A 16,951-nucleotide genomic window follows, 5' to 3' on the forward strand; every position below is an offset into this window, starting at 1 on the left:
CAGAGGTCCGACGGCGCGTTCGCGCGGCCGGAACCTCATCAGCCTGCTCGTCAGACTTCCTCAGCCTGCTGGGCGCGGAGTTCCGCCCGGTCCATTTCCGTCCGTCGCTCCAGCTCGTCGTCGTCGGGGCGCAGCGGCAGGCCCCGCCCATGGCCCGTGTCCGGGTCGCCTTCGACTTGTTTGTTGGACTTGTGATGGTGAGCCACCGTCAGTCCCTCCCTCGCGGGCATCGCGACCTGTGTTGCCCGCTGCCGCCGCTCTGCTGGGGCCGCCTGTCATCCGGCCGGCGCCGCCCGTGGCGGCAGCTGCTGTCGCGGTTGAGGTGTCCATAGACCAAATTCCACTCAAACAACTGCGCGGACAACCCGCAACCGGAGGCCTGCGGCCGGGCCGCAGGCCTGACCGGGACACGATCAGCGAGGACAGCCGACTGCCTCGACGTGTGCGCGGGGTGGCCCTGAGTCACGGCACGCGGTGCCAGGCAGGATCACGACAATGAGTGCCGGGCGGGCCGGCGGTCAAGGGGCGATGCCCACCCCGTCGATACGGCTCCAGGACCTCTCCTGCGCGACGGTCATGGCCGGCCACGACAGCCCGCCCGGCCGCGGCCGGACCCGGGACGCGTACGGAGCGGGGCGGAAGTCCGGGGCGTAGAAGCACCCGGTGCCGTAGGCGCGGTCGAACCGGGCACACGACGAGGTGACGGACCGCGGTGTCGGCTTCTTCCCCGTCCGCACCCAGGCGTCGAGCGCGGAGATCGAGTTGGCGTACTCCGAGTCGCTGAGCTCGCTGTGTTCGCTCTCCTCGGTGAAGGTCTGCACGAGGTGCTTCCCGCGGTGCGCGCCCTCGACGCTCGCACGGTAGGCGGCCTCGTGCTCGACGAACGCGGTGGGGTCGTCGATGGCGTGCATCGTGAGCACCGGCAGGGAGATCCGCCCGGTCAGGTCGCTGTCGTAGGACAGATCGCGGCGGGCGGCGGGGTCCGCGGAGAAACGCTCGACACCCTTGTTCAGCGCTTCGTCGTCGTGCGAACCGGAATACCGCACGCGCGCGTTGTCGAAGGGATTCCGGTCGCCGAGCCGGTTGTGCACGATGTCGCGGAAGGTGAACACGGAGAAGCGCAGGTGCGACTCCAGCGTCCGCTCGGGGATGCGCGTCACCGCGAGGATGTCGTCGAGGTTGCGCTGCTGGAGCGCGGTGCGGTCCTGGGGAGCGGACGCGTATCCCGTGCACTCCTGCAGACGCGCACGCAGTCCCGCCGTCGTGAGCGTGGAGGCGGGACGCAGGCCCTGCCACAGCGGGTACTGCGGCTCGTCGGGGCGCGGCAGGTTCCGGCAGTAGTACTGGTAGACCACGCGCAGATCGACCCGGTAGTCGTATCCCCGGGAACCGCCGGCCAGGACGCCGCTGGTGAGCAGGGCCCCGTCGTAGGGGCCGCCCTTCTTGCCGTACTCCTCGACGACCTTGGCCGCGACGTCGCCGCCCCAGGACTGTCCGTGGACATAGGTCCGCTCCGGCCTGCCGAACTCGTCCACGAACAGGCGGCGCAGGTGCTCCGTGTCGGCCGCCGCCATCCTGGTTCCGTAGCCGCCCCTGCGGTAGGACGAGCCCGCCCAGGCGTACCCTTCGTCGACCATCACCGCCCAGCGGTCCAGGTCGCCGACGCTGCGCTGGGGATCGGACTCGTCGCCCAGGTCGGGCCCGCCGTGCGCGTGGACGACCAGCGAACCGTTCCATTGCTTGGGGACGGCGATCGCGTAGTACGCGCCGTCGGAGTCCCGGCCCGTGTAGCAGGTCGCCTCGTCGCCGACGCCTGCCGGGCAGGTGGTGATCCCGGGACCCGACGGCGCGGCCTGCGCCGGGCCGGTGCCGCTCACCACTCCGGCGAGCAGGCCCGCGACACCCATGGCCAGTGCCATGCGGTGCCGCGTCCGGGGTGGCGGGGGCTGGTTTCGACGTGAGCTGCGCAAGGCGACGCTCCTCAACTCGGTGGCGCGCCGTCGCGCCGAGCGTGGCGATGCTAGGAGCGCACCGGCCCGCACACCATCGAGGAGGGAGTTGTGTTCATACTGTGCGCGCATCCGGCGCACGAGGCGGACCGAGAACACGCGCATGGGGACGGGCTGTTGATCCGGTACTGCGTCACGCGGTGGTTCTGGACGTGTCACGGCGCTTTCCACCCGCAGGTGTGACGGCGCGTCGTGAGGGTCGTGCACCGCCAGGTGTGACGGAGCGCGGCGGGGTCGCCGACGGCGGGAGGGACGGAGGGCGGGGGCCGTCAGCGCTCCTGAAGTGCCGCCAGGGCATGGACCGTCGACGAGGTCTGCGGGTACAGACGCCGGTAGAGGGCGTACAACTCCTCGTAGCGCCCGGTGTTCTGCGCGTCGGGCGTCACCACCTCGCGCACCGGGTTCCAGTCCTCGACGGTGACGTCCGCGACGAGCTGTGCTGCGAGCAGCGCGTCGCCGTAGCCGGCGCCGATGGTCGTGGTCCGCACCTCCTGCGGACGGCCGGTGATGTCGGAGACGATCTGCGTCCACAGGGAGCCCTGGGTGCCGCCCCCGACCGCGACCACGCGTCGGATGTCCCCGCCGGCCGCCTCGATGACCTCGATGTTGTGGCGGACACCGAATCCGGTGGCCTCCAGGGCTGCCCGGTAGAGGTCGCCGCGGGTGTGGGACAGGGTGAGTCCGGCGATCACTCCGCGGGCGTCCGGGTCCATGACCGGGGTGCGCTCGCCGGAGAAGTACGGGAGCATCAGCAGGCCGTTGGCGCCGGGGCCCGACTCGGCCGCCAGACGGGTGAGTTCGGTGTGATCGGTGCCGGTGAACAGGTCGCGCAGCCAGTTGGTGACGGCGCCGGAGGTGGCCATGCCGCCTGCCAGGTTGCGGGTGCCCGGGAGCGCGCCGACCGTGCCCCACAGGGACGGACTGGTGAGCGGCTCGGGCACCGTGTGGATGAGAAACATGGTGGTGCCGTACATGAGCATCAGATCGCCGGTGTTCTGCGCGCCCACGCTCAGCGCCTCGGCCCAGGCGTCGATGGTGCCGGTGGTGACGGGGATGCCGGCGGGCAGTCCGGTCTCCCGGGCGGCCCGGGCGGTGAGCGTGCCGGCCGCCTCGCCTGGCCAGCGCAGCGGCGGGAGCTCGATGCCTGGTGCCACTTCGGCGGCCCAGGGGGCGTACCACTCGCAGGCGAGGGTGTCGTAGAGCGGGGTGCACTGGCTCGCCGAGTGGTGGTCGAGGACGTAGTTCCCCGTGAGGTTCCCGACCAGCCAGGAGCTCGGCATGTACAGGCGCCGGGCCCGGGCGTAGAGCTCGGGCTCCTCGTCGGCGATCCAGGCGATCTTCGGCCCCGCCGCCTGGGTGGAAAGGGCGGATCCGCCGCGGCGGATGATCTCCTCCGCGCCGAGCCGTTCCTCGATGCGCCGGATCTGGCGCACGGAACGCGTGTCCACTCCGTAGAGCACGGCGGGGCGCAGCGGGGCGTCGTGCTCGTCGGTCAGCAGGACACAGGGCCCCATGCCGCTGACCCCGACGGCGACGACGCCGGTGTCTCCGGGTGCGGTCAGCTCCCGGGCGAGTTCGGTGAACTCGCGCCACCACACCGAGGGGTCCATCTCGAAACGGCCGGGACCGGGTCTCGTGGGGGTGTGCTCCCGGACGGCGGAACGGATCGGGGCACCGTCGAGGCCGACGAGGACGCCTTTGCTGCTCGACGTACCGATGTCCACACCCATGACCGCGTCGCGAGGCATGACGAGCACTCAGGCGTCGCGGCAGATGACGAAGGCGGGGAACGGGTGCCGGCCGGGCCGGTCACCGATCTCGTCGATCGCCGCCCGGATGTCGCGGAGCCGGCCCGGGGCCATCTCCAACGGCGGCTCGTCGGGCTGGTAGGTGGTCCGGATCGGGTAGTCCACGCCGGGCTCACGCGTCATCTCGATGTGGCACCCGAGCACATGGGTCACCGGACGGCTGTCCGCGAACTCGATCAGGCGGTCGACGGTCCGCGTGAAGGCCGGCCAGTCCGCCACGTACAGCCGGCCGGGGTAGACCGTGTCGCCGGTGAGCAGGAATCCCGTCCAGGGGTCGAAGTAGGTGACCGCCGCCTCGTGGTGCCCAGGCGTGGAGAAGCACTCCAGCACACGGTCCCCGAGGTCGATCCGTGCCACCCGGTCGGGATCCTCGCGGAACCCGAAGTAGTCCCATGCGGTGTCGAGTCGGGCTCCCACGACCTGGGTGTCCGGGCGGTCCGTGAACTGCGCGTCCGCGGCGATGTGGTCGCCGTGCGGATGGGTGTGCAGTACGAGCAGCCCGTACCCGTCGTGCGGGTGCCGGCGGAGCCGGTCGGCGATCAGACCGTCGACGACGCGCCGCAGCGGGAAGTACTCGGCGGACGCGGTGGCCCCGGTGTCCAGCAGCACCGCCCGCTCGCGTCCGAAGAGCAGGAACATGAACGGCGCCTCGTAGTCGATCGCCATGTTCTGCCGGAGGATGAAGGTGTCCTCGTCGTACGCATGGACCTGGATGTCGGCATCCGTGTTGTGCTTCGCCGACGGTGATCCGTGGTCCCACCGGACGTCCAGCGGGCGGGACCCGTGCACCGCGGGTGCCGGGCCGGACGAGCGCTTGTCTGCGTCCACGACGCCTCCCCTCGTGCGTCGTCTTTGCGGACCGGGTACGGCGCACTTCTCGTCCGGGGCAGGCACTGGCGCGCCGCCGCCCGGAAACTAACACGGTCCGCCAAGTCCCGCATGCGCGCGGTGACCGGCACCGGCGCGATTTCCTACGGGGGCGACGACCGGCAGACGACCGGCACGCGCGCGCGGGATCGGTGACCGGCCCAGGAGCGGTCGGGCGCGGGCACAGCGGACGGCCGCGCCACCGTCACGCACCTACGCCCCGCCACACCACAGTCACGCACGCACGACCGGCCACACCACAGTCACGCACGCACGACCGGCCACACCACAGTCACCCACGCACGCCCGGCCACACCGCGATCACGGACCTACCCCCTCCGGCCCCGACTCCCCGCCGTCCTCCTGCGGCACGGCGTATCCGGGGACGGAGGGCCATCGCACGGTCAGCACCACCGACTCCTCCTCGGCGACCCAGGAATGATCCACTCCCCGGCCCCACACGACGTAGTCGCCCTGCTCCGCCAGCACGACGCTGCGACCGGGCAGCTCGACGCGGAAGCGGCCGCTGACGAGGACCTGGAGAGCCGTGCGTGTCTCTCCCCGCACCCACTGCTCGCGCCGCTCGCCGCGTGGGTGGACGCCCCATTTGATCTCCACGGCCTCGCTCCGGCGGGGATCGCCGGGCTCCTTGAAATGCCCGAGCAGCCAGCCCCGGTCCAGTGCCGCGTCCTTGCCGGCGTTGCCCACGTACACGCTGTCGTCCATGCGCCCGAAGCTAACACCCGCCCCGCTCCGCTCCGCGACCCGCGGCGCGATCGGCGCAGGCCGACGGCACCGGACTCGGGGGTCTGACCGGACGGCAACGGCGTCACGCGTCGCCGGTGCCCGGCCCCGCCGGCGTGCAGGGACGTCCGGCGCTGCTCTCGCGGACCACCAGCCGGTGACCGGCCGTCAGCGTGGTCGGACGGGTGGCCGGTTCGTCCGACATCCGGTCCAGCAGCGCCGCCACGGCCATGCGGGCGATCTCCCGCTTGTCCGGTGAGACGGTGGTGAGCGAGGGCACCGCGTAGCGGGACTCCTCCAGATCGTCGAAGCCGACCACGGCCATGTCGTGCGGGACTTCGACGTGCCGCTCGTGGGCCACGCGCAGTGCGCCCGACGCGAGGAGGTCGGAGAAGCAGAAGACCGCGTCCGGGCGGTGGTCCAGGTCGAGCAGGCGGCTCATCGCCTCGGCCCCCTCGGCCCGTCCGAAACTGCGCACCGGGGGCGCGAGGCGGGGGTCGTAGGGGACGCCGGCCGCATGGAGGGCGGTGAAGTAGCCGTGCATGCGCTGGGCGGAGGTGGCGAACGGCGGGTCGGTCTGATGTCCGATCACGGCGATCCGCCGACGGCCGAGTGCCAGCAGGTGCTCGGTGGCCTCGCGCGCCGCCGCGGCATTGTCGATCAGGACGTGATCGGCGGCGATGTCGTACGAGCGCTCGCCCAGCAGGACGAGCGGCACCGTCTGCTCCAGGGCCGCCAGCCGTGCCTGGTCGAGCCTGAGGGGGCTGAGCAGGACGCCGTCGATCAGCGAGTCGGTGAGTCCGCTGGCGATGCGCAGTTCTTCGTCGGGGTCGCCTCCGGTGTCCTCGATGAGCACCGTGTAGCCGTGTTCCTTGGCCGCCACGACGACTTCGGCGGCGAGTTCCGCGAAGTAGGGGGCGACGAGTTCGGGGAACGCCAGGGCGATGATGCCGCTGCGGCCGGTACGCAGGTGGCGCGCGGAGGCGTGAGGACGGTAGTCCAGTTCCGCGATCGCCCGCTCGACGCGCAGCCGGGTCGGTTCGGCGACCTTCGCGGCGCCCCGCACCACGTTCGACACCGTCTTGATGGACACACCCGCGCGCGCGGCGACGTCCTTCATGCGTGCTCCGGCCACGTCCCCGCCCTCTGTGCCGCCCTCCATGGTTCCGATGTCACCTTACCCCCTGGTTCCAACGTTGGAACAGAAGCACTCGACGGAGCGCTCCGGGCACCCGCCCAGCCACGGCCACCAATTCACCAGTGTCGACGCGACCTATTGACGACCGCAGTCGAACTAAGTACAACGTTGGAAACTTCTCGGGCCGATCCACTCTGAGCCGCTTCACATCAACGATTACAACGTAGAACCTCCTGCCTCCCGGGCCCGCTGCTGTGGAAGGACGCACACTCATGCCGGAGCGAACCGGGCACGTCCCACCCTCGGCGCCGTCACGCCGTCTCCTCCTGCGGGCGGCGCTCGCGCTGGGGACGACCGCCGCCGGCGCCACTCTGACCGGCTGCGGCAACACGCTCGCACAGGGATTCACCGGCGGCGCGCCCGCGTCGGCCCGGCTGAACTTCTGGAATCCGTTCACCGGTGGCGACGGAGCACGCATGGTCGCCATGGAGAAGGCCTACGGTGCCGGCCACCCCGGCACGACCCTGAAGTCCTCCACCTTCGTGTGGGGCAACCCCTACTACACCAAGCTCACGCTGGCCACGCTCGGCGACCGCCCTCCCCAGGTCGCCGTCGCCCACCTGTCCAAGGTGCCGACACTCGCCGAGGCCGGCCTGCTCACCGAGCTCGCCCCCGAGGCGCTGGCCCGGCACGGCATGACGGCCGAGCGGTTCGACGCCAAGCCCTGGGCCAAGGCGCATCTCGACGGCTCGCTCTACGCGGTGCCGCTCGACACCCACCCCTTCGTCCTGTACTTCCGCACGGACATCGCCAAGAAGGCGGGACTGCTCGACGGCAGCGGGCAGTTGACCGCCATCGACGGTCCCGACCGGTTCATCGACGCGCTGAAGGCGGCCAAGGAGGTCACCAAGAACTGGGGCGGCTCGGTGGCAGCCATCAAGGACGCCTCCACCCAGTACCGGCTCTTCCTCTCCCTGTACCACCAGCTGACCAGCTCTCCCCTGGTCACCGACCAGGGCAGGCGCGTCAGCATCGACACCGGCGCGGCCGAGGAGGCGCTCGCCTACATCCGGCGGATGACCGTCGAGGAGAAGGTCCTGCCCACCGGCGTCGACAGCCCCGGCGCCATCACGCTGCTGACCACCGGCAAGGCCGGCTTCCTCATGGACGGCGTGTGGCAGGTGGTGGCCGTGCAGGACGCGAAGGTCGCCTTCGACATGCGGCCGTTCCCCCGCATCTTCACCGACCGCCCCTACGCGTGCTTCGCCGATTCACACGCCCTGGTGCTGCCCAAGGCGCCGTCCGCCAAGGCACAACGCCTCGACACCTCACTGGAGTTCGTGCGCGCGATGCTCGGGTCGAGTCAGCTCTGGGCGGAGGGCGGCCATGTGCCGGCCTGGCTGGCCACGCAGCGCTCGGCCGCGTACAAGAAGCTGGTCCCGCAGTCGCACTACGCCGCTGCCGCCGACGGAGCCGTCTACGACCCGGTCGCCTGGTACGGCGGAGCGGGCAGCACCCTGCAGATCGTGGTGGGCGACGCCGTCACCTCCGTGTTCACCGGCGCCAAGAGCCCCCGGGCGGCAGCCGCCGCGATGCGTTCGCGGCTGCGCAAGCAGGCGGACACGGCGTCCCCCGTCTGAGCGGCACCGCACGGCACCGCCTCCCGACACCCCTGGACTTCGCAAGAAAGGTCTGCCCGTGGCTGCCACCGCACTGCCGGCTTCCGCCGCCTCTCCACCGACACGAACGACCCGCTGGGCCGGTCCCGCCATGATGGCCCCCTTCGCGGTCCTCTACGCCCTCTTCCTGGTCGGCCCGCTCCTCTACATGCTCGTGGCGAGCTTCTTCGACACCTCCCTGCTCAAGGGCGGGCTGGGACACTGGGTCGGGTTCGCCAACTACGGTGACGCGCTGAGCGATCCGGAGTTCTGGCGCACGCTCAAGCACATCCTGTGGTTCACCGTGCTGACCACGGTTCCCCTGGTACTGCTCAGCCTCGTCCTCGCGGTCCTCGTCGACCGGTTCGTGCGCGGCCGGTGGTTCCTGCGGTTCGCGTTCTTCGCTCCCTTCCTGATCCCGTCCGCCGTGGTGTCGCTGCTGTTCATGTACATCTACGCGGACCAGGTCGGGCTCGCCCAGGACGCGATCAAGGCCGTCGGGGTGGACACTCCCCCGTCCTGGCTCGGCGACCCGGACTGGACCATGGTGTCCATCGCCGCCGCGACGGTGTGGTGGACGATCGGCTTCAACTTCGTGCTCTACCTCGCCGGCCTCCAGGACATCCCGCGCGAGGTGCACGAGGCCTCGGCGATCGACGGTGCCGGACCGTGGCAGCGCATCCGGCACATCGTCGTGCCGCTGCTGGGCCGCACCACGGTGCTGGTGACGGTGCTCCAGGTCATCGCCTCACTGAAGGTGTTCGACCAGATCTACATGATGACCGGCGGCGGCCCCGACGGCGCCACGAAACCGACCCTGGAACTCATCTACGACACCGGCTTCACCGAGGGCCGGGTCGGCTACGCCTCCACCCTGTCCATGCTCCTGTTCGTGGTGATCCTGATCGTCTCCGCGGTCTGGTTCGCCCTCGTCCGCCGTGCCGAGAGGGACCAGTGAGATGACCGCGACACTCACCGAACAGCCCGCGGCGACACAGCAGCCCGCCACGTCCGCCGTCACGGGCCGCACCCGTGACTCGGAGAAGCTCTTCAACCGCATCGCACTGGGTGTGGTGATCGCCCTGGCCGTGCTGTGGCTCGTCCCGCTGCTCTGGGCGCTGGCCACCTCCGTCCGGCCCGCCCAGGAGGTCGTCACCGACCCGACGGGCTGGTTCACCGCCCACCCCACCCTGAGCGCGTACGGCGATCTCTTCGCCAAGGGCAAGCTGCCCTACTGGTACGCCAACAGCTTCATCACGTCGGCGCTGACGACCGTCCTCACGGTCGTCGCCGGATCGCTGGCCGCGTTCGCCCTGTCCCAGACGAGGTTCCGCGGACGCCGCTCCATGTATCTGCTGCTCCTCGCCGGACTCATGGTCCCCGGACAGGTGCTGATGATCCCTCAGTTCCTGACGCTCCAGGAGGCGGGGCTCCTCAACACCTACTGGGGCGTGGTGCTGCCCCAGGTCCCCAACGTGGTGGCCGTCTTCGTCTTCAAGCAGTTCTTCGACGGCATACCCCGCGAACTCATCGACGCCGCCCGCGCGGACGGCGCCGGATACCTGCGCACCTACTGGCAGATCGTGATGCCGGTGTCGAAGCCCGTGGTGTCCGCGGTGTCGATCTTCGTCTTCGTCGGCGTCTGGAACAACTTCCTGTGGCCCCTGCTGGTCGTGACCGACCCGGAGATGATGACGCTTCCCGTCGGACTCACCTCCGTCCAGGACGTGTTCGGCGTCCCGTACGCGCAACTCATGGCGTCCTGCGTGCTCGGCGCCATCCCGCTGATCGCCGTGTTCACGCTCTTCCAGCGGCACATCGTCGAAGGCATCCAAGGCACGGGCCTGAAGTGACCGATGCGCCGCACCGGCCCCCGGCCGTTCATCGCCCTGCACACCCGAGAGAGAGGCACCACATGCACACCGCCCGGTTCATCATCGACCCGGAGTTCTCCATCGCCGATGTCGACCGGCGTCTGTACGGGTCGTTCGTGGAACACATGGGACGCTGTGTGTACACGGGCATCCACGACCCGGAGCACCCCACCGCGGACGAGGCCGGCTTCCGCGGCGACGTGGCCGACCTGGTGCGGGAACTCGGCACCGGCCTGGTGCGCTACCCCGGCGGCAACTTCGTCTCCGGGTACCACTGGGAGGACGGTGTCGGACCGCTCGCCGAGCGGCCGCGGCGCCTGGACCTCGCCTGGCGCTCGATCGAGACGAACCAGGTCGGCACGAACGAGTTCCTCGGCTGGGCCAAGGGCCTCGGCCTGGAACCCATGATGGCCGTCAACCTCGGTACCCGGGGCATCGACGCCGCCCGCGCCCTGGTCGAGTACTGCAACCACCCCGGCGGGACGGCCTGGTCCGACCTGCGCATCAAGCACGGCGTCGCCGATCCGCACGGCGTGAAGCTGTGGTGTCTGGGCAACGAGATGGACGGCCCCTGGCAGACCGGACACAAGACGGCGACGGAGTACGGACGCCTGGCCGCCGAGGCCGGCAAGGCCATGCGCCAGGTGGACCCGAGCATCGAACTGGTCGCCTGCGGCAGTTCGAACTCGACGATGCCCACCTTCGGCACCTGGGAACGCGAGGTCCTGGAGCAGACGTACGACGAGGTCGACTACCTCTCCCTGCACGCCTATTACGAGGAACTGGACGGCGACCGGGCCAGCTTCCTCGCGTCGGGCGCGCACATGGACCGCTACATCTCGGACGTCGTGTCCACGGCGGACCACGTACGCGCGGTACGTCACGCCAAGAAGCGCATCCGCCTGTCCTTCGACGAGTGGAACGTCTGGTACGCGGCCCGCTTCCCCGGGGAGCGGAACCTTGAGACCGCCGAGACGCCGCGGCTGATCGAGGACACCTACAGCGTCACGGACGCCGTGGTCGTGGGCTCGTTGCTCATCACACTGCTCCGCCACGCCGACCGTGTCGCCGTGGCGTGCCTCGCCCAACTGGTCAACGTCATCGCTCCGATCCGCACCGAACCGGGCGGGGCCTCCTGGCGTCAGACCATCTTCCACCCGTTCGCGCAGGCCGCCCGTTTCGCCACCGGCCGCGTGCTGCGTACGGAGATCAACGGCAGCAGGATCGACACGGACCGGCACGGGGACGTCACCGCCCTGGACGCCGTCGTCACCCACGACGAGACGGACGGTTCCCTCACGGTGCTCGCCGTCAACCGCGCGCAGGACCGGCCGTTGAAGCTGGAGGCGGCGTTGCGGGGTCTCCCGGGCGGCTACCGCCTGGAACAGCATCTGGTCCTCACCGACGACGACCACGACGCCGTGAACACCGAGGCGGAGCCGAACCGGGTGGTCCCGCGCCCGGCGACCGGCGCTCATGTCACCCCCGACGGCGTGCTGGAGGCCGAACTCGCGCCGGTCTCCTGGAACGTCATCCGGCTGGTCCGCGCGGACTCTCCACGCCGTCCGGGCCCTCCATGACGTCCTGCTCGGAGCCGGAGGCAGGTGCACCCGCCTCCGGCTCCGAGCGGGGCGAAGTACCCCGCCGGATCACCCGTGACCGGCCCGGCACCGGTCGTCCCCCTCCGCCGGACGACGGCGCCACGGCGCGGGAGACGCAGGTCACACTCGCTCACCTGTCACATTCCGCCGAGTTGCCCGGTCAGCCATACGTCACTGCAAACTCGGCCAGGAGATCGTCATGGATTCGCGTCTCAACTACTTCGGCAACGCCCTCGCGGGGAAGGTTCTGAAGCACGTCAACTCGGCCGCCAAGGTGCTGTCGGAGTCGGGGCTGCCGGCCGCCACCCAGGAGCTGGTGAAGATCCGCGCCAGCCAGATCAACGGGTGTGGCTTCTGCACCGACATGCACACCAAGGAGGCCACTCTCGCCGGGGAGACCGCGGTGCGGCTCAACCTGATCGCCGCCTGGCGGGAGGCGACGGTCTTCACCGACGCCGAGCGCGCCGCGCTGGAGCTGGCGGAGCAGGGCACCCGGGTCGCGGACGCGGCCGGCGGTGTCGGCGACGAGGCCTGGGCGAACGCCGCCAAGTACTACGACGAGGACCAGCTCGTCGCACTCATCTCCCTGATCGCCGTCATCAACGCCTACAACCGCATCAACGTGATCAACCAGCAGCCGGCGGGCAGCTACCGTCCCGGCCAGTTCGGCTGAGCAATTCCGGTCCGGCCGGACACCCACGGCCCGTCTTCTCGTCGCCGCGGCCCGCGACGAGAGGGCGGACTTCCGGTGTCGGCCGGTCCCACGGAGCATGCGGCGGCCGGCGGCCGGACACGCCGGCCGCGAGGAAGCAGAGGAATCAAGGGACTCCGGGCACTCGGCGAGTGGCCACGTCAGCCCGTCGTCGGCGGTCGTTGTGCAGGCCATCGAGTGCCGTGGGCGCACTGCTGTGGCGGCTTGTAGCATGGTGATCTCGGGGTCTGAAGGGACGACCATGCACGCTGGGGACGACGCCGGCTCCCTCGACCGGGCGACGAAGGACTTCCTGGCGGCGCGCCCGCAGCTCTTCGGTATCGCGTACCGCATGCTGGGCAGCTCCGTGGAGGCCGAGGACATCCTTCAGGAAGTGTGGCTGCGGTGGCAGAACGCCGACCGCACGAACATCCTCGAACCGGCGGCCTTCCTGACGACCGTCACCACACGTCTGGCCATCAACCACGCCCAGTCCGCCCGGGTGCGGCGGGAGTCGTACACCGGCCCGTGGCTTCCCGAGCCGGTCGACACGAGTCAGGATCCGCAACTGGGCGCGGAGCGGGCCGAGGCGCTCGAACTGGCCGTTCTCGTTCTGCTCGAGAAGCTGAACCCGGTCGAACGCGCCGCATATGTCCTGCGGGAAGCCTTCGACTACCCCTACAAGCAGGTCGCGGACATGCTGGACACGAGCGAGGCCAATACCCGCCAGCTCGTGAGCCGTGCGCGCAAACACCTGGCCGCCGAGCGCAGGGAGCAGGTCAGCCCGGCCGATCACCGACGCCTGCTGGAGGTGTTCGTCACCGCCGCGCAGACGGGCAATCTGACGGAGCTCGAGGATGTGCTCGCCGCCGATGTCGTCAGCTATGCCGACGGCGGCGGAATGCGCGGCGCGTCGAGGGTTCCGGTCGTCGGACGCCCGCACGTCTCCAAGTACCTCGTCGCCTTCCGGCCGCGGTTCTGGCCTCAGTCGGACGTCCGGTGGGTCGAGGCCAACGGCCGGCCGGCCGCTCTCGTCACGTCCGGCGGGAACCCGATGGCCCTGCTGTCCATCGATGTGTCGGCGGACGGGATCGACCGTCTGATGTGGGTGCTGAACCCGGACAAGCTCGCGCCCTACATGGCATCGCTGAACACCTGAGCGCCGCTCTGCCACAGGGGTGCGTCGCGGCCGTCGCCGGCCCACCGGTCCGGCACCGCTGCCCGTCTCCCAATGGATGAACGGACGCCTGTCACAGGGCGCGCCGTCGCACCGTCACGCGGGCGCCCCTCCCACCATGGCTCACAGCATGCGGAATCCGAGAAGAGGAACATGACGTCCCCTGTGAACACCTTCGTGATCGTCGGAGGCGGTCTGGCCGCGGGCAAGGCGGCGGAGGCACTCCGGGAGCAGGGCCACAACGGCCCGCTCCTCGTCATCGGCGACGAGCGGGAGCGCCCGTACGTTCGGCCGCCGCTTTCCAAGGGCTATCTGCTGGGCAAGGAGGACCGCGACTCGATCTTCGTGCACCCCGAGGACTGGTACGCGCAGCACGAGGTCGACCTGCTCCTGGGCACGAGTGTGCGCGCCGTCGACGCCGGGGCGAAGGAGGTGGAACTGGAGGACGGGCGTCGTGTGCCCTACGCCAAGCTGCTCCTGGCCACCGGTTCGTCCCCACGCCGGCTGTCGGTTCCCGGGGCGGACCTCGACAACGTCCTGTATCTGCGGCGCGTGGGAGACAGCGAACGGCTGAAGGAGGCCTTCACCGCGGGGGCCAGGATCGTCGTCATCGGCGGCGGCTGGATCGGCCTGGAGACCGCCGCGGCCGCCCGGACCGCGGGGGCGGAGGTCACGGTGCTCGAACACGGGGAGCTGCCGCTGCTGAAGGTGCTGGGACGTGAAGCGGCCGAGGTCTTCGCCCGCCTGCACACGGATCACGGCGTCACCCTGCGCCCCCGCGCCCAGGTCGAGAGCATCACCGGGAGCGGAGGCCGGGCGGACGGCGTACTGCTCGCCGACGGCACCCGGCTGCCCGCGGACGCCGTGGTCGTCGGCATCGGCGCCGCACCCAACGTCCGGCTCGCGCAGGAGGCGGGCCTGGAGGTGCGGAACGGCATCGTCACCGACGAGCATCTGCGGACGTCCGCGCCCGACGTCTACGCGGCGGGCGACGTCGCCAACGCCTACCACCCGCTGCTCGGACTGCACCTGCGCGTCGAGCACTGGGCCAACGCCCTGAACCAGCCGGGTACGGCCGCGCTCGGCATGCTCGGCCAGGACGCCGTCTACGACCGGCTGCCGTACTTCTACACGGATCAGTACGACCTCGGGATGGAGTACACGGGATACGTGCCACCGGACGGCTACGACCGTGTCGTCTTCCGCGGCGAGGCCGCAGAGCGGCAGTTCATCGCCTTCTGGATGTCCGGGAACCGTGTGCTCGCGGGAATGAACGTCAATGTGTGGGACGTCATCGATCCGATCCGTTCCCTGATCCAGTCCGGGGCCGACGTCGACGACGCCCGCCTCGCCGATCCCGGTGTCCCCCTGGACGGCCTTCTCCCCTGAGGCCGGCGTTCCCGGGGCGAGGGGGCGACACCGCCGGTCGTCACCTCGCCCCGGGAACGGGAAACCCTCGACCCCCGCTGTCACAAATGCCTCCGCCGCCCGGTCGTACTCGATGACGACCAAGTCGATCGGAGTAATCGTGGCTATCACCGAACAACGTATGTCCACCATGGTGCTGGTGATCGGTACCGGCGGAGCCGGCCTGCGGGCGGCGATCGAGCTGGCCGAGGCCGGTGTCGACGTCCTCGCCGTCGGCAAGCGTCCCAAGGAGGACGCCCACACGGCCCTCGCCGCCGGGGGCATCAACGCGGCGCTGGCCACGATGGACCCCGAGGACAGCTGGCAGCAGCACGCCGCGGACACCCTCAAGGAGAGCTACCTGCTCGGCGACCCCCGTACCGCCGAGATCGTCACCCGGGGCGCCGCCCTCGGCATCGACGACCTGGAGCGTTACGGCATGGCGTTCGCCAGGGAGACGGACGGCCGTATCTCCCAGCGGTTCTTCGGCGCGCACAAGTTCCGCCGCACCGCTTTCGCCGGCGACTACACAGGCCTGGAGATCCAGCGGACACTCATCAGGCGCGCGAGCCAGCTCGCCATTCCGATGCTGGACAGCGTCTACATCACCCGGCTGCTGGTCCACGACGGCGCCGTGTTCGGGGCCTACGGCTTCGACCTCGCCAAGGGGACGCGCTACCTCATCCACGCGGACGCCGTCATCCTCGCGGCCGGAGGCCACACACGTATCTGGCGGCGCACCTCCTCCCGACGCGACGAGAACACCGGCGACTCGTTCCGGCTGGCCGTCGAGGCCGGGGCCCGGCTGCGCGATCCCGAGCTGGTGCAGTTCCACCCCTCGGGCATCATCGAACCGGAGAACGCGGCGGGCACCCTGGTCAGCGAAGCGGCACGTGGTGAGGGCGGCATCCTGCGCAACGCGCTCGGCGAGCGGTACATGACCCGCTACGACCCCGAGCGCATGGAACTCTCCACCCGCGACCGGGTGGCCCTCGCCTCCTACACGGAGATCAAGGAAGGGCGGGGGACGGCCAACGGCGGGGTGTGGCTAGACGTCTCGCACCTGCCCCGGCAGACGATCATGACGCGGCTCCCCCGCGTCTACCAGACGCTCCTGGACCTTCAGATGCTGGACATCACTCGGGAGCCGATCGAGATCGCCCCGACGGCGCACTACTCCATGGGCGGGGTCTGGGTCCGGCCCGAGGACCACAGCACCGACGTCCGCGGCCTGTACGCCATCGGTGAGGCGGCGAGCGGGCTGCACGGCGCCAACCGTCTCGGCGGCAACAGTCTCATCGAGCTGCTCGTCTACGGCCGGATCACCGGACAGGCGGCGGCCGCCTACTCGGAGTCGCTGGCCGCGCAGCCGCGGTCGGCGTCGGCGGTGGCCGAGGCGCGTGCGGAGATCGACGACCTGCTCGCCGCGGACGGCCCGGAGAACGTGCGTGCGCTGCAGCGCGCCATCCGCAACACCATGACGGAGCACGCCGGAGTGGTGCGTGACGAGGAAGGCCTGCGCGCCGGGCTGGCGGAGCTCGCGGTGATCGAGAAGCGGATGCAGGACGTCGGGATCCATCCCGACATCGCCGGCTATCAGGACCTCGCCCATGCCTTCGACCTCAAGTCGGCGGCCCTGGCCGCGCGAGCCACACTGGAAGCAGCGGTCGAGCGTCGTGAGACCCGCGGCTGCCACAACCGAAGTGACTATCCGGACATGGACCCGGCGATGCAGGTCAACCTCGTGTGGTCCCCGGCGACCGGCATCACCCGCGAGCCCGTCCCCGCCGTCCCGGACGAGATCTCCGCGCTGATGGAAGAGGTCTCGACCCGAGGAAAGCTCGTCGAGTAGCCCGCGCGGGTCCGGATTCGGCGCAGCGCGCCGCCGGCCTGCCCCCTTGCTCACGCCCGTGCACGGAGCGTGACGCGACATACATGTCGCACCCGAAACACATGAATACGCATCGAAAGGATCCT

Annotated in this window: 14 protein-coding genes and 1 riboswitch; of the genes, 8 read left to right on the top strand and 6 right to left on the bottom strand. The window is 70.4% G+C overall.

Annotation, left to right across the window (positions count from 1 at the left end):
* Positions 1–50: 50 nt before the first annotated feature.
* The 6 genes from ABEB03_RS10850 to ABEB03_RS10875 form a co-directional block, all read right to left on the bottom strand.
* Positions 51–206: a hypothetical protein gene (locus tag ABEB03_RS10850; protein WP_234020883.1), complete on the bottom strand. Its 156-nt coding sequence runs from the start codon at positions 204–206 to the stop codon at positions 51–53.
* A gap of 312 nt (positions 207–518) precedes the next feature.
* A complete protein-coding gene (locus ABEB03_RS10855; RefSeq protein WP_345645342.1) occupies positions 519–1,919 on the bottom strand; it encodes a hypothetical protein in 1,401 nt (466 codons plus the stop codon).
* Between the two features lie 359 nt (positions 1,920–2,278).
* On the bottom strand, positions 2,279–3,757 hold the full coding sequence (locus ABEB03_RS10860) for an FGGY-family carbohydrate kinase (RefSeq protein WP_345645346.1): 1,479 nt from the start codon (positions 3,755–3,757) through the stop codon (positions 2,279–2,281).
* Between the two features lie 9 nt (positions 3,758–3,766).
* Complete coding sequence (locus ABEB03_RS10865) at positions 3,767–4,645, bottom strand: MBL fold metallo-hydrolase (RefSeq protein ID WP_345645349.1); 879 nt, start codon at positions 4,643–4,645, stop codon at positions 3,767–3,769.
* A 12-nt stretch (positions 4,646–4,657) separates the two neighbouring features.
* Positions 4,658–4,725, bottom strand: a riboswitch (guanidine-III (ykkC-III) riboswitch).
* Positions 4,726–5,005: 280 nt separating this feature from the next.
* Positions 5,006–5,410, bottom strand: a complete 405-nt coding sequence (locus ABEB03_RS10870; RefSeq protein WP_345645352.1) for a cupin domain-containing protein — start codon at positions 5,408–5,410, stop codon at positions 5,006–5,008.
* A gap of 103 nt (positions 5,411–5,513) precedes the next feature.
* The gene (locus tag ABEB03_RS10875; RefSeq protein ID WP_345645355.1) at positions 5,514–6,590 is read right to left on the bottom strand and encodes a LacI family DNA-binding transcriptional regulator; all 1,077 of its coding nucleotides are present in this window, start codon (positions 6,588–6,590) and stop codon (positions 5,514–5,516) included.
* Between the two features lie 248 nt (positions 6,591–6,838).
* Between ABEB03_RS10875 and ABEB03_RS10880 the strand changes: the two genes are divergently transcribed.
* From ABEB03_RS10880 to ABEB03_RS10915, 8 genes are all read left to right on the top strand, one after another.
* On the top strand, positions 6,839–8,206 hold the full coding sequence (locus ABEB03_RS10880; protein ID WP_345645359.1) for an extracellular solute-binding protein: 1,368 nt from the start codon (positions 6,839–6,841) through the stop codon (positions 8,204–8,206).
* Positions 8,207–8,264: 58 nt separating this feature from the next.
* Complete coding sequence (locus ABEB03_RS10885; RefSeq protein WP_345645365.1) at positions 8,265–9,182, top strand: carbohydrate ABC transporter permease; 918 nt, start codon at positions 8,265–8,267, stop codon at positions 9,180–9,182.
* 1 nt (position 9,183) lies between these two features.
* Positions 9,184–10,077, top strand: a complete 894-nt coding sequence (locus ABEB03_RS10890) for a carbohydrate ABC transporter permease (protein WP_345645370.1) — start codon at positions 9,184–9,186, stop codon at positions 10,075–10,077.
* A 62-nt stretch (positions 10,078–10,139) separates the two neighbouring features.
* On the top strand, positions 10,140–11,678 hold the full coding sequence (arfA, locus tag ABEB03_RS10895) for an arabinosylfuranosidase ArfA (RefSeq protein ID WP_345645373.1): 1,539 nt from the start codon (positions 10,140–10,142) through the stop codon (positions 11,676–11,678).
* A 220-nt stretch (positions 11,679–11,898) separates the two neighbouring features.
* Positions 11,899–12,372, top strand: a complete 474-nt coding sequence (locus ABEB03_RS10900) for a carboxymuconolactone decarboxylase family protein (RefSeq protein WP_345645376.1) — start codon at positions 11,899–11,901, stop codon at positions 12,370–12,372.
* A gap of 280 nt (positions 12,373–12,652) precedes the next feature.
* Positions 12,653–13,549, top strand: a complete 897-nt coding sequence (locus tag ABEB03_RS10905; RefSeq protein ID WP_345645379.1) for an RNA polymerase sigma-70 factor — start codon at positions 12,653–12,655, stop codon at positions 13,547–13,549.
* Positions 13,550–13,720: 171 nt separating this feature from the next.
* Positions 13,721–14,956: an NAD(P)/FAD-dependent oxidoreductase gene (locus tag ABEB03_RS10910; protein WP_345645382.1), complete on the top strand. Its 1,236-nt coding sequence runs from the start codon at positions 13,721–13,723 to the stop codon at positions 14,954–14,956.
* A 169-nt stretch (positions 14,957–15,125) separates the two neighbouring features.
* Positions 15,126–16,826 carry an FAD-binding protein gene (locus tag ABEB03_RS10915; protein WP_345645986.1) on the top strand — a complete coding sequence of 567 codons (1,701 nt, stop codon included), beginning with the start codon at positions 15,126–15,128 and terminating at the stop codon, positions 16,824–16,826.
* The last annotated feature ends 125 nt before the right edge of the window (positions 16,827–16,951 follow it).

The organism is Streptomyces siamensis, assembly GCF_039543605.1.
Classification (GTDB): domain Bacteria; phylum Actinomycetota; class Actinomycetes; order Streptomycetales; family Streptomycetaceae; genus Streptomyces; species Streptomyces siamensis.